Below are 12,473 nucleotides of genomic sequence, written 5' to 3' on the forward strand. Positions count from 1 at the left end.
AGTTCACGGCGGTCGAAGCCGAGGGCCGAGTGATCGGCGAGCTCGGACTGACCGCCGAGGAAATACCGCCAGTGGGTCGACTGAATCAATCCGCTCACCGGGGAGTCGATGGGCCGACCCCGGCTGCGGGGCGAGGGCGGCCGAGGGTCGCCCCGGTTCATGGAGATGGTCGTGAACGTCCCCAAGTCCCTGACCATCGCGGCCGCCCTGCACCCGGAGGTGTCCGAGGCCCTGGACGCCGCCCAGCGGGACGCGGTTGCGGAGATCCGCTCCTGGCTCGGCCAGCACTCGGTCACCCGCGTCGGCTCGCGCGGGAAGCAGGAGGTCGTGCCGATCGAGCAGCTCGAAACCGTCGCCGTCTCGCACAAGACCTCCCGCGCGGGCGATCCCCACCGGCACATACACTTCCAGATCGGGACGCGCGTGTGGGCGGCCGGTCGCTGGCGCGGGCTCTACACCGCGGCGCTGTTCCGGCAGCAGGGCGCGATCCGCGCCCTCGGCACGGCGGTCATCGCCGCGCACCCGCAGCTCGCCGCGGTGCTCGACGCGCACGGCCTCACCCTTGACCCGGTGACCGGGGAGGTCGCGGAGCTGGTGCCGTGGAACGCGGTCATGTCCAAGCGCGGGCAGCAGGTGGCGCGCAACCTCGCCAAGTTCGAGGCCGACTGGGAGGCGGCGCATCCCGGCCAGGAGCCGGGGCCGGTGGTGCGCGCCAGGTTGCACGCGAAGGCGTGGGATCACGAGCGGCCGAGCAAGAAGCCCAGCGTGCTCGGCTCCGAGGCCGGCTGGCTGCGCGAGTTGCAGGAGGCCGGCTACACGCCGGACCTGCCGCGCGCCGCCGTGCAACCCCTGCGCACGTTGGACGAGCTGGCCGTGCAACAGGTCGCCTCCCGTGCGCTCGACCGCTGCGCGGCTGCTGCATCCGCATGGACGGTGCATGAGGTGCAGGAGCAGGTGGCGCGCATCGTCACCGAGGCCGGTGTGCGCGCCACCCGCGAGGAGCTGCGCGCGTTCATCAGCATCACGACCCGGCTCGCGGCGGACGACTGCCTCTCGATCCTGCCGCCGGATGCGCCACGGCTGGACCATGTGGCGCACCTCACGACGCTGCACGTCGTCGCGGTCGAGACGGAGCTGCGCGACCGACTGGCCGCGCGCGCCACCCGGCCGGCGCACGGCGCAACCCCGCGCGTGCCGGAGCCGGGGCTGGATGCGGACCAGGCGCGGGCCGCCGCCGCGCTCGCTTCCACCCGGCCGCTCGTCGTGGTGGAGGGCGCGGCGGGCGCGGGCAAGACGACCATGCTCGGTGCTGCGATCCGCGCCGCCGGACAGGAGGGCCGTTCGGTGCGGGTGGTGACGCCGACGAAGAAGGCCGCCGACGTCGCCGCCGTCGAGCTGGGCGTGCCGACCGACTCGGTAGCCGCGCTCGTCTACGACCACGGGTTCCGGTGGAACGCCGATGGGGTCTGGACCCGGCTGGCCGTGGGCGACACGGACCCGGTGACGGGCGCGACCTACCGCGGCCCGGCGAAGGAGAACCGACTGGCCGCCGCCGAGCGGGTCGTGGTGGACGAGGCGGGGATGCTCGACCAGGACACCGCCCTCGCGCTCCTGACCGTCGCGGATGAGGCCGGCGCGACGCTCGCACTCGTCGGGGACCGGGCGCAGCTCCCCGCCGCGGGGCGCGGCGGGGTGCTCGACAGCGGCCGCGCTCGTCCCCCGCGTCTACTCGCTGACGAGCCTGCACCGCTTCGCGGACCCCGACTACGCGCAGCTCACCCTCGACCTGCGCGCCGGCCGCGACCCGGCCGGGCTGTTCGACCGGCTCCATGCGCTCGGAGTCGTGCGGCTCCACGAGGACGCCGAGGCGCTGCGCGCCGCGGTCGCCGCCGAGCGGATCGACGGAGCCGCGATCACTGCAGCGACCAACGACGAGGCGCGCGAGCTGAACGCCCTGATCCGAGAGGACCGGGTGCGCGCGGGCGCGGTCGACGGCGCCCGCACCATCGACGGCGCGGACGGCCTGAGCATCGGCGCCGGCGACCTGATCCAGACCCGCCGCAACGACTCGGAGGTGGGCGTGGCGAACCGGCAGACCTGGATAGTCCAGCATGTCAGCGGCGACGGCAGCCTATGGGTGCGCGACGCCGCGAGCCAGCGCAAGCAGCAGCGCACCGTGCATCTGCCCGCCGAGTACGTGGCCGAGCACGCGCACCTGGCCTACGTCGAGCCTTTCGACAGGAACTAGAAAACCCCCGGCTGACCGGGGGTTTTCTGTTGGTGACCCCAGCGGGATTCGAACCCGCGTTACCGCCGTGAGAGGGCGGCGTACTAGGCCGCTATACGATGGGGCCGTACTTTTCGTTCCCTCCCTGCGGAGGCAACCGTTCAATTATGCATGACGTTCACAGCGGTGCAAAATCGGCGCCCCCTTGCCTCACGCCCCCCATCGTGAGTTGACTGGGACGATGCGCGTCACGAAGCACGAACATGCCTGCCTCCGCCTCGACAGCGAGGGTAAGACCCTCCTCATCGACCCCGGTTCCTTCACCCTGCCCCTCGACGATCTGAACGGTCTGGTCGGCGTGATCCTCACGCACGAGCACCCGGACCACTGGACCCCCGCCCAGCTCGACGCCGTCCTCTCCCAGGCGCCGGGTGTGCCGATCTTCGGGCCTGCGGGTGTCGTGACCGCGGCATCCGACTACGACGTCACCGCGGTGGACGTCGGCGACGAACTCGAGCTGGGTCCCTTCCGACTCCGCTTCTTCGGCGGCACCCACAGCGTGATCCACGAGTCGATCCCCGTCATCGACAACCTTGGTGTGTTGGTCAACGACGAGTTCTACTACCCTGGCGACTCCTATGCCGTTCCCGAGGGGGTCGAAGTCGGACTCCTGGCCGCCCCCGTCGGCGCCCCGTGGCTGAAGATCGGCGAGGCGATGGACTACGTGCTTGCCGTGAAGCCGCGCCGCGCCTTCGGCACGCACGACATGACGCTCTCCCGCGCGGGTCTCGCGATGCACCGTGACCGGCTGAAGTGGGCGACCGAGCAGAACGGCGGCGAGTTCGTCACCCTCGATCCGGGAGAATCGACCGACCTCTGACATCGCACGAACGAACGACGGATGCCGCGGGGTTTTCGCTCCGCGGCATCCGTCGTTCGTGGGGGTCGAGCCTCACTCGGCGTCGTGATCCGTCTCGATGAAGGCGACGAGCTTGTCGAGCGCCTCCTCGGCGCCCTCGCCCTCGGCCTTGAGCGTGACGACCGTGCCCTGCGTCGCACCGAGACCCATGAGGGTCAGGATGCTGCCGGCGTTCTGGTCGGGGCCACCGGGAACGGCGATCGTGACGGGCACACCCGTCTCCTTGACCGCCTGCACGAAGAGCTTTGCGGGGCGGGCGTGCAGTCCGGAGCTGCTCGCAACGGTTGCGGTCCGTTCGGCCATGGTGGATCTTCCTCCTTGAGTCGGTGTATCGAGACTATGCCGTGACAGCGACGGCGGGCACATCCGCCTCGATCGGGCGGCGGCGGACGAAGCGCTTCAGGAGCACGACGGCGACGGCGCTGACGATGGTGCCCGCCGCGATCGCGACCAGCCACAGCCAGAAGTTGTCGATCGCGAAGAAGACGAACACGCCGCCGTGGGGAGCGCGGGAAGTGACCGCGAAGGCCATCGACAGCGCACCGGTCACGGCACCGCCGAGCATCATGGCCGGGATGACACGGAACACGTCGGCGGCCGCGAAGGGGATCGCCCCCTCGGAGATGAAGGCGGCGCCGAGCAGCCAGGCGGCCTTGCCGTTCTCGCGCTCGGGCGCCGTGAACAGCTTGCGGCCGAGGACGGTCGAGGCGAGCGCCATCGCGAGCGGCGGGACCATCCCCGCCGCCATGACGGCGGCCATGATCTGCAGGTAGCGCTCGTCGCCGGCGATGCCCGCCGCGAGGTTCGCCGTCGCGAAACCGTACGCGACCTTATTGACCGGGCCACCGAGGTCGAAGCACATCATGAGACCCAGGATGATGCCCAGCAGGATCACGCCGGCGCCGGTGAGACTTCCCAGCCAGCCGTTCAGCGCCACGCTGAGCGCGGCGATCGGGCCGCCGAACACCATCAGCAGAAGACCCGACGCGAAGATCGAGGCGAGCAGCGGGATGATGACGACGGGCATCAGACCGCGCAGCCAGCGCGGCACGTCGAGACGGTTCAGCCACCACGCCGCGAGACCGGCGAGCAGACCGCCGACGATCGCGCCGATGAAGCCGGCACCCATGAAGGTGGCGACGGCACCGGCGACGAAACCGGGCGCGATGCCGGGGCGATCGGCGATGCCGTAGGCGATGTAACCGGCCAGGGCAGGGACGAGGAACCCGAACGAGAGGCCACCGATCTGGAAGGCGACCGCACCGAGGTAGTACGCGAGTCCCTCGGGCGGGAGGTTCCACAGCGTGAAGTTCTGGAGGGCGTAGACGGCGTTGTTGACGTCGGCTCCCTCGTGCGGCGAGGCGATCTGGTAGCCCGCGAGAGCGAAGCCGAGCGCGATCAGCAGACCGCCGCCGGCGACGAACGGGATCATGTAGCTGACACCCGTCAGCAGCGCCCGGCGGATCGCGCCGCCGAGCGAGGTGGGTGCGGCTTCGCGGGTCGCGTTCCCGCCGGACGCGGCCGGAACGCGCGCCGCGTTCGGGTTCTTCGCGGCGGCGACGGCCTCGCGGATCATCTGGGCGGGCTGCTCGATCCCGCGCTTGACCCCGGCCCGGACGACCGGCTTGCCGGCGAAACGCGCCTGCTCGCTGACGTCGACGTCGACGGCGAAGATGACGGCGTCGGCCTCGTCGATGATGCGCTGGTCGATGGCCTTGTAGCCGCTCGATCCCTGCGGCTCGACAGTGAGGTCGACGCCGTCCTTCTGCCCCGTCGCGGTCAGCGCGTCGGCGGCCATGAAGGTGTGGGCGATGCCGGTGGCGCACGCCGTGACCGCGACGATGCGCGCGGGGCGGCCGTCGATCAGGAGCGCGTCGTCGGCGGAGGCGGCGGCGGCCGGTGCCGCGGCGCGTGCCTCCGCGCGCGAGGCGGGGGCCTCGGCGGCGGGCGCGTCCGAGATGGCGTCGCGGACGATGGCGACGACCTCGTCGGCCGTCGATGCGGCGCGCAGGCCCGCCGTGAAGTCGTCGCGCATGAGGCTGCGGGCGAGCTTGGAGAGCACGGCGAGGTGCTCCTCGGCGGCGGTGTCGGGAGCGGCGATGAGGAAGACGAGGTCGGCGCCGCCGTCCTCGGCACCGAAGTCGACCCCGGGGTTCAGGCGGGCGAAGGCCAGCGAGGCCTGCGTGACGGCGGCGCTCTTCGCGTGCGGGATGGCGATGCCGCCGGGCAGGCCGGTCTCGTCCTTCTCCTCGCGCGCCCAGGCGTCGTCGGCCAGGCGGGCGCCGTCGGTGACCCTCCCCTGCGCCGCGACGCGCCGGGCGAGGGCGTCGATGACGGCGCGCTTGTCGGCGCCGAGCGGCTCGTCGATACTGACGAGTTCCGCGGTGATCATCTCAGTCACGGTGACCTCCAGTGGTCGGGTTGTGCTTCTGCGTGAACCGCCGAACCGGCACGTCGCCGGTCGGCAGGTCGTTCGGGGTGGGAGGTTGGGTGCCGGGGAGTGCGGCGGCCGCCGAGCCGTATCGGATGCCGGATCGCAGCCGCCCCTCCTCGGATGCGCCGTCGGTCTCGGCGAGGAGGTAGCCGGCGAGTGAGCTGTCGCCCGCACCCACGGTGCTGCGCACCTGCGTGGGCGGCGGAGTGCCGTGCCAGGCACCGTCGGCCGTCACCAGCACTGCCCCGTCGCCGCCGAGGGTGATGAGCGCGGCGTCCACCCGGGACGGGACGAGGTCCGCCGCCGCGACGGCGACCGCCTCGGCGAGAGGGAGTCGCGCATCGAGGGGGTGACCGATGAGCTCGGCGAGCTCTTCGTCGTTCGGCTTGATCAGCGCCGGCGTCGCCGCCTCGACGACCGCCGCGAGCGCGGGACCGGACGTGTCGACGGCGATCCGGGGCGCGAGCGCACCCCAGCGCTCCCGGACCGCGTCGATCACTCGGACGTAAAAGTCGGCGGGCAGCCCCGGAGCCAGCGAGCCGGCGAGCACGAGCCAGGTGGCACCCTCGGAGGCGTCGACGACGGCCGCTTGCAGGGCCGCGGCATCGATGGCGGTTAGCGCCGCTCCCGGGAGGTTGACCTTCGTGGTCACACCGTCCGGGTCGACGACGGTGAGGTTGGCACGCGTCGCACCGTCGTGATGCACGGCGCGGACCGGGACGTCGGTCTGCCGCAGCGCGGCGGCGAACGGATCGGCCTCGTCGAGCGGCAGGACCGCGAGGGTCGGGCGGGATGCCGCGGCCACGACCCGCGCCACGTTGATGCCCTTGCCCCCGGCATCCTCCCGGACACCGTCCGCACCCTGCACCTCGCCGACGCGCAACGGCGCCGCGAGCGTCACCGTCCGGTCGAGCGACGGGTTCGTCGTCAGCGTCACGATCATGCGACGTGCACCTCCACACCGGCGTCCTCGAGCGCTGCCGCGAGGCCCCCGCCGGGCACCGAATCGGTCACGAGGACATTGACCGCGGACAGCGGCGCGAAGGACACGAGCAACTCGGCATCGAACTTGTCCGCGTCTGCGACGACGACGACGCGGCGCGCCGCGGCGACGATCGCACGCTTGACCGCGGCTTCGTCGGGATCGGGGGTGCTCAGGCCGAACCCGGCGGCCAACCCGTTCGTGCCGATGAAGGCCATGTCGGGGCGAAGGCGCTGCACGGATTCGACGGTCTGCGCTCCGACGGCCGCGGCGGTGAGTCCGCGCACCCGCCCGCCGATGACGGACAGCCCGATGCCGGGGGCGCCGGCGAGGATCTGCGCCACGCCCATGGAGTGCGTGACCACTTCGACCTCCCCCGCCGGGTGCGGTCCGTTCGCAAGAATCGCGGCGATCGAGGCCGTGGTCGTTCCCGCGTCGAGGTAGAGGGCGCCGTCCAGTCGGTCTCCGAGCAGGTCGACGGCAGCCCTCGCGATCGACTGCTTCGCCGTCGCGCGTCGCGACGTACGTTCTGCGACCGACGCCTCCGCCGTGCTCGCGCGTCCGCGCTGCACCGCTCCGCCGTGCACACGCCGGACTGCACCCGCCCGCTCCAGGGCGGCCAGGTCCCGGCGCACCGTCTCGGTCGTCACCCGGAAGCGATCTGCGAGATCGACGACGGCGACGCGTCCGTCTGTAGCGATGAGCTGCTCGATCAGCTGCTGGCGCTCCGTTGCGTACATCGTGTCCTCCTTGAACAAGCCACACGTTACAACACAAAGCCACACGAAACAACACTTTGGAGGGGGACACTCGCGGCGGTCCGCGGATTGTCGAACACCCACAGAAACCGAGGCTCACCTCACGTGGGACTTGGTCTCATTCGCCAGAGTCTGCGGGCGGTCCCGGGCGACGCATATCCGCACTGCTAGCGTCGTGCCACTCTCGACCCCACCGCCGCGTATCGACGCCGATCCGCGGGACCCGGACGACGAGTGCCGATCCTGCGGACTCCCCGCGGGATCGTCCACACGCCCGCGCGCGGGCGCGCACCCTGGAGATGTCAATGACGAGATCCCACATCCACCAACACGGCCGCGGAATGACCGTCACCGTGGTCATCCTCGCCCTGCTCCTGCTCACGATGACGACCCTGTATCTGCTGACCGCGGCGAAGCTGGACGATGGCGCCGGCCGGCTGGAGGACGGAGCCGCGCTCGCCCGCGCGGGCTCGCAGGACGTCGCCGAAGGCGCCGGTTCGCTGGCTGAGGGCACCAAGCGCCTCGCCACGGGAGCGGACCAGCTCGCCGCCGGCGCGCAGACGGCATCCGAAGGCGCGACACGACTCGCACAGGGCGCCGAATCCGCGGCGAGCGGTGCCGGCGCCCTCGCTGCCGGCGCCTCGAAGCTGTCGACGGGTTCGCAGACGCTCGCCGAGGGCGCTGCAGCGGGTCGTGACGGCGCCGTGCGGCTCAATGCCGGCGCATCACGCGCAGCATCCGGATCCGTCCTGCTCGCCGACGGCGCGAAGGACCTCTCCCGGGGCATCGAAAAGGCGAAGGCAGGAATCGAGCGGGTCGAGAGCGGGGCCGGCGAGCTGGCCGCAGGCGCCACGAAGGCGGATGCCGGCGCCGCAGCGCTCTCGAGCGGACTGACCCGGGCGTCGACCGGTGCCGGCGAGCTCGCCTCGGGACTCGGCAGGATCTCGGGCGGCGCGGGCCAGCTCCACGACGGGGTCGCTCGACTCTCGACCGGCGCGGATGCGCTCGCCGCCGGTGCCGCCAAGGCCGCCGCGGGCGGCGTCTCGGTGAATACAGGCGCCGCCACCCTCTCCACGGGTGCAGCGAAGCTGTCCGCCGGGGTGGACACACTCGCCGCCGCATCGAAGGATGCCGCCTCGAAGACCGCGGAGGTGCCCGGGGGCGCCAAAGCGGTCGCGTCAGGCGCGTCCGGTCTGCAGTCGTCGCTCTCCGCACTCGCGGCGTCCGTCGGCGACCCGACCCTGCGGGCGCAGCTCGAGGGCCTCGCGGCCGGTGCGCAGCAGGTCTCCAGCGGCGCGGCAGCCGTGTCGGAGGGGGTCGCCGGCATGCACGGCGCGCTCACCACGATCTCGACGAAGCTGTCCGAGGTGTCCGGCGGGGCGGCGAGCGTCGCCGACGGTGCGGCAACGCTGTCGGCGGGGACGTCGGCCCTGTCGAGCGGGCTGGGCGGCCTGGAGACCGGCTCGGCAACCCTCGCCGAGGGTCTCACGACCGCGTCGACCAAGGCCGGTGAGCTCGCGGCGGGTGCCGGGACCGCAGCCTCGCGCTCGGACGAGCTCGCCGCCGGGGTCCAGCGGGCCTCGGACGGGTCGCGGGACCTCGCCGATGGCGCCGACAGGCTCGCTGCCGGCGCGCAACAGCTCTCCGACGGCGCAAGCGCCCTGGATGCTCGGACCGACGCGCTCGTCGCCGGCGGTAGCCGACTGGCCGAGAAGTCCGGCGACCTGCGCGACGGGCTGGGCGACCTGCAGTCCGGCACCGTGCGCCTCGTCGACGGCTCGACCCGCCTGCAGTCCGGAGCCCGGAGTCTCGCTGCCGGGGCCGGGACGCTCTCGTCCGGCGCCGGCGCGCTCGCGGACGGCACCGCCGCACTCTCCGAGGGCGCCGGCAGCCTGTCCGACGGAGCCGGGGCGCTGGCCACCGGAGCCGACGAGCTCGCCGCGGGCTCCGTCACGCTCGACGACGGAGCTGCCGCGCTCGCCGACGGAACGATCGACCTGAGCGACGGCAACGCCCGACTGGCCGACGGGACCACGGAGCTCGCTGCGGGGACTTCCGGGATCACCCCCGGCATCCTCCCCTGGATCGTCGGGACCGCGATCGCGGGGCTCATCGCGGCGATGCTGTGGCTCGGTCACCGCATCGCACACCGACGACGCATCAGCGGTCACTGACGCACCAGACGACGGACGCCCCCGGTCATCGCGACCGGGGGCGTCCGTCGTTGCGGGTGCGGAGGCTCAGGCCTCGCTCATCGCGAGGACCTCGCGCTGACCGCGAGCCGCGAGAGCGGCGGCGCGGGCGGCAATGCGCCGCTCCTGCTCGGCCTGCGCGGCGTCGATGGTCTCCTGGTCGAGCGGAACGCTCTCGACCTTGTTCACGCCGTTGTACTTCTCCATGTAGGCGTCGAGCTCGGGGCCGGACTCCCACGACGTGATGAGGCAGTACCGCGGGGCGTCGCCGGGGTGGTAGGCGGCGTGCCAGAGACGCTGCGTGTCGATGACGAGCTGCGCACCGGCGGGAAGGGCGATGCGGGTCTCGCCGCTCGGGTCGGTGCGGTTGTCACGCAGGACGAAGAAGCTGTCCTTGTCGTCGGTGAGGTTGAAGAAGCTGCGGACGACCCAGCCGGTGCCGTCGGGGTTCAGCCGGTTGTTGTCGTCCTGGTGCAGGTTGTAGAGCGCGTCGGCGTAGGTGTTCGGCTGCAGCTCGATGATGCGGCAGCGTCCGACGTTCGAGCCCGGCTCGAGCGCGCGCTCAGTGAGCGTGGGCGCCTTCTCGGTCTGCGAAGGGATCCAGACACCGTCCTTGTCGGTGCGCGGCGGCTGGTGGTTCCAGAAGCCGTTGCACTCGATCTCACCCTTGGCCGAGGCGAGCGGTGCGAAGCGGGTGTCCCCCGACGACTTCCAGTCGACGTACTCGACGTCGAGCCATTCCTTCGGATCGATGTGCTTGCCGTACATGTCGAGGACGGCGTAGCCGGTCTCCTCGAGCAGAGCACTCTTGATGTAACCCATGCGGATCAACCTTTCTGTCGGACGAGCGAAGTTTTTACAGGCCCGACTTAGGCCAGCCTACCTAGGCGTTCTGGGAGCGTCAGTAGACTCGACCGGGAAATTCGAGGAGCGATTCGAGGAACATGAGCAGCGCCACGAACGTCGATGCGACCGCCGTCAACACGATCGATTGGCTCTCCGCCTCGGACACCACGATCGTCGTGCCGGTCTATCAGCGGCAGTACCGCTGGGACATCGGCGGGTGCGAGCAGCTTCTCGGCGACATCCGCGCCGCAGCCGCAGGTGAAGACGGTCACACGCACTTCATCGGCTCCATCCTCTCGACCGCCAGCACGTCGGCGGAGGACGACGCCCACCTCGTCCTCATTGACGGGCAGCAGCGCGTCACGACGCTGATGCTGCTGGTCGCGGCGCTCCACCACACCCTCCGCGACGACGATCCGGGCCTCGCCGCCGAACTCGAGGCGGTGCTGGTGCGTCACGGCGAGCCGGCGCGGACGAAGCTGCGTCCCCACCGCGCCTGGGCGGACGTCTTCGAGAGCGTCGTGCTCGACCGCCGCTCCCCCGCCGACACCGACCGCGCGTCGCGCTTCGATGACAACTACGCGTTCTTCCGGAGCCAGATCCGGCCCGACGAGGCCGCCGACATCTGGCGTGGCCTGCGCAAGCTGGAGCACGTGTCGATCACCCTCGGCGGGCAGGCGAACGCGCAGCAGATCTTCGAGAGCCTCAACTCGACGGGCGAACCGCTGCGCGACCACGAGCTGATCCACAACTACGTGCTGATGGGCCTCACGCACGCCGAGCAGAGCGAGATCGAGAACGAGTACTGGCTCGCGATCGAGGCGAACACGGGCGAGCAGATCGGTGCCTTCTGGCGGGACTACCTCGTCATGCTGACAGGGCGCGAGGTGCTCGTCGAGGGCGAGCGCGGTGTCTACGACGCGTTCCGCCACGAGTTCCCGCGCTTGGATCGGATGACGCTGCGTGCCCGCGCGCAAGAGTGGCGGGAGCTGTCGGAGATCTACCGGCTCCTGCTCGAACCGGGCTCGGCGACGGATGCGGGCATCGCACGCCATTTCGCCGCGATCAACACGCTGGGCCGCGGCATGTATCCCCTCGCGATGCGGCTGTACCGGGACCACCTGCACGGTGAGCTCTCGGCATCCGATCTGTCGCTCGCCCTGACGCATGTGGAGTCCCTGCTGCTGCGCCGGACCGTCGTCGGCCTGTCCGTCGACCGGCTCGTCGCGCGCTTCTGCCGCGCGGCGGATGAGGGGATGGAGGCGCTCGTGCTCGCCATCGCCCGCATCACGCCCTCGGACGAGCGGACCCGGGTGGGTCTGCGCTACGGCGAACTCCCCCACGCGGGTTTCGTCCTCGCGCGCCTGGCGGGGGTGGACGACGACGCCGACGTCGTCCTCGAGCACGTCCTCCCCGCGGCGCCCTCCGACGAGTGGACCGGCGACGGCGTCCGGCGCTGGGCCGACCTCAGCGACGACGAGCAGAACGCGCACCGCGCCCTCGTGAACACGCTCGGCAACCTGACGCTCCTCGAGGAGGACGCCGCCGATCGGGTGTTCGACGCCTCCTTCCCCGCGAAGCGGAGTGCCTACGCGTCGAGCGGCCTCGAGTTCACGCGTCGGATCGCGGATGCCGAGACCTGGACGACGGCTCGGATCGCCGAACGCACCGAGCAGCTGACCGCGCGCTTCATGGATGCGTGGCGCCGCCCCGCCGTGGTGGGGATCGACGACGACAACCTCACGCCGATCCTCGACGCCAAGAAGCGGCGCGGCTGGCCCCGCGGCTGGCAGCGCGAGTTCGACTACGTCGAGTACCGCGGCGAGCACTGGGACGTGCGGGACGTCCGCTACCTGTTCAACCGCGTGTTCGCGAGGCTCTGGGCCGACTCGCGGCAGAGCGTCGTCGACTACAGCGCGCGCCACGGCGGCCCGGTCTACCCGGCGATGGCCTGGAACGGCCAGTGGGACACCCTCGATGAGGGGCGGTACCTCTACCTCGGTTGGGATTCGAAGTACATGCTGACCGCCGTGCAGGGCGTGCTCGAAGAGGCCGGGTGGGCCTCGGAGGTCTTCGTCAAGTACTCCTACATCGGCGACGCGATGCGCTGAGCGG

General features: G+C 71.5%; 9 protein-coding genes and 1 tRNA gene. 4 read left to right on the plus strand and 6 right to left on the minus strand.

Features of this window, described 5'->3' with window-relative positions:
• The first annotated feature begins 108 nt into the window (after nt 1-108).
• Nucleotides 109-2,319: an AAA family ATPase gene (locus AB0P29_RS00855; RefSeq protein WP_363378519.1), complete on the plus strand. Its 2,211-nt coding sequence runs from the start codon at nt 109-111 to the stop codon at nt 2,317-2,319.
• On the opposite strand, the gene AB0P29_RS00860 is transcribed toward AB0P29_RS00855, so the two are convergent.
• Nucleotides 2,279-2,354, minus strand: a tRNA-Glu gene (locus AB0P29_RS00860). The genes AB0P29_RS00855 and AB0P29_RS00860 overlap by 41 nt on opposite strands.
• Before the next feature lie 114 nt (nt 2,355-2,468).
• Between AB0P29_RS00860 and AB0P29_RS00865 the strand changes: the two genes are divergently transcribed.
• On the plus strand, nt 2,469-3,107 hold the full coding sequence (locus AB0P29_RS00865; RefSeq protein ID WP_363377735.1) for an MBL fold metallo-hydrolase: 639 nt from the start codon (nt 2,469-2,471) through the stop codon (nt 3,105-3,107).
• Between the two features lie 72 nt (nt 3,108-3,179).
• On the opposite strand, the gene AB0P29_RS00870 is transcribed toward AB0P29_RS00865, so the two are convergent.
• Genes AB0P29_RS00870 through AB0P29_RS00885 form a run of 4 tightly spaced genes read right to left on the minus strand, consistent with a single transcriptional unit; the run spans nt 3,180 to nt 7,302 of the window.
• Nucleotides 3,180-3,449, minus strand: coding sequence for an HPr family phosphocarrier protein (locus AB0P29_RS00870; protein WP_064001929.1), 270 nt, complete (start codon nt 3,447-3,449; stop codon nt 3,180-3,182).
• Between the two features lie 34 nt (nt 3,450-3,483).
• Entirely contained in the window at nt 3,484-5,547 is a 2,064-nt protein-coding gene (locus AB0P29_RS00875) for a fructose-specific PTS transporter subunit EIIC (RefSeq protein ID WP_363377737.1), read from the minus strand.
• Nucleotides 5,540-6,523 (minus strand): 1-phosphofructokinase family hexose kinase, encoded by a 984-nt coding sequence (locus tag AB0P29_RS00880; protein WP_363377739.1) that lies wholly within the window; start codon nt 6,521-6,523, stop codon nt 5,540-5,542. The genes AB0P29_RS00875 and AB0P29_RS00880 overlap by 8 nt, the downstream gene beginning before the upstream one ends.
• Nucleotides 6,520-7,302, minus strand: coding sequence for a DeoR/GlpR family DNA-binding transcription regulator (locus AB0P29_RS00885; protein ID WP_363377741.1), 783 nt, complete (start codon nt 7,300-7,302; stop codon nt 6,520-6,522). The genes AB0P29_RS00880 and AB0P29_RS00885 overlap by 4 nt, the downstream gene beginning before the upstream one ends.
• A gap of 359 nt (nt 7,303-7,661) precedes the next feature.
• On the opposite strand from AB0P29_RS00885, the gene AB0P29_RS00890 reads away from it, so the two are divergent.
• Nucleotides 7,662-9,494, plus strand: coding sequence for a hypothetical protein (locus tag AB0P29_RS00890; protein WP_363377743.1), 1,833 nt, complete (start codon nt 7,662-7,664; stop codon nt 9,492-9,494).
• Between the two features lie 66 nt (nt 9,495-9,560).
• Here AB0P29_RS00890 and AB0P29_RS00895 read toward each other — a convergent pair whose 3' ends face one another.
• Nucleotides 9,561-10,334 carry a hypothetical protein gene (locus tag AB0P29_RS00895; protein WP_064001925.1) on the minus strand — a complete coding sequence of 258 codons (774 nt, stop codon included), beginning with the start codon at nt 10,332-10,334 and terminating at the stop codon, nt 9,561-9,563.
• 122 nt (nt 10,335-10,456) lie between these two features.
• Here AB0P29_RS00895 and AB0P29_RS00900 point away from each other — a divergent pair, with 122 nt between their 5' ends.
• Nucleotides 10,457-12,469 carry a DUF262 domain-containing protein gene (locus tag AB0P29_RS00900; RefSeq protein WP_363377745.1) on the plus strand — a complete coding sequence of 671 codons (2,013 nt, stop codon included), beginning with the start codon at nt 10,457-10,459 and terminating at the stop codon, nt 12,467-12,469.
• Nucleotides 12,470-12,473 lie beyond the last annotated feature (4 nt).

It is taken from the genome of Microbacterium sp. NPDC080220, from assembly GCF_040686395.1.
Classification (GTDB): domain Bacteria; phylum Actinomycetota; class Actinomycetes; order Actinomycetales; family Microbacteriaceae; genus Microbacterium; species Microbacterium gawkjiense.

What these genes read in the sequence shown, in the direction of transcription:
- AB0P29_RS00880 (WP_363377739.1), bottom strand. Translation starts at nt 6,523, where the DNA reads ATGATCGTGACGCTGACGACGAACCCGTCGCTCGACCGGACGGTGACG.
- AB0P29_RS00890 (WP_363377743.1), top strand. Translation starts at nt 7,662, where the DNA reads ATGACCGTCACCGTGGTCATCCTCGCCCTGCTCCTGCTCACGATGACG.
- AB0P29_RS00870 (WP_064001929.1), bottom strand. Translation starts at nt 3,449, where the DNA reads ATGGCCGAACGGACCGCAACCGTTGCGAGCAGCTCCGGACTGCACGCC.
- AB0P29_RS00865 (WP_363377735.1), top strand. Translation starts at nt 2,469, where the DNA reads ATGCGCGTCACGAAGCACGAACATGCCTGCCTCCGCCTCGACAGCGAG.
- AB0P29_RS00900 (WP_363377745.1), top strand. Translation starts at nt 10,457, where the DNA reads ATGAGCAGCGCCACGAACGTCGATGCGACCGCCGTCAACACGATCGAT.
- AB0P29_RS00895 (WP_064001925.1), bottom strand. Translation starts at nt 10,334, where the DNA reads ATGGGTTACATCAAGAGTGCTCTGCTCGAGGAGACCGGCTACGCCGTC.
- AB0P29_RS00885 (WP_363377741.1), bottom strand. Translation starts at nt 7,302, where the DNA reads ATGTACGCAACGGAGCGCCAGCAGCTGATCGAGCAGCTCATCGCTACA.
- AB0P29_RS00855 (WP_363378519.1), top strand. Translation starts at nt 109, where the DNA reads ATGGGCCGACCCCGGCTGCGGGGCGAGGGCGGCCGAGGGTCGCCCCGG.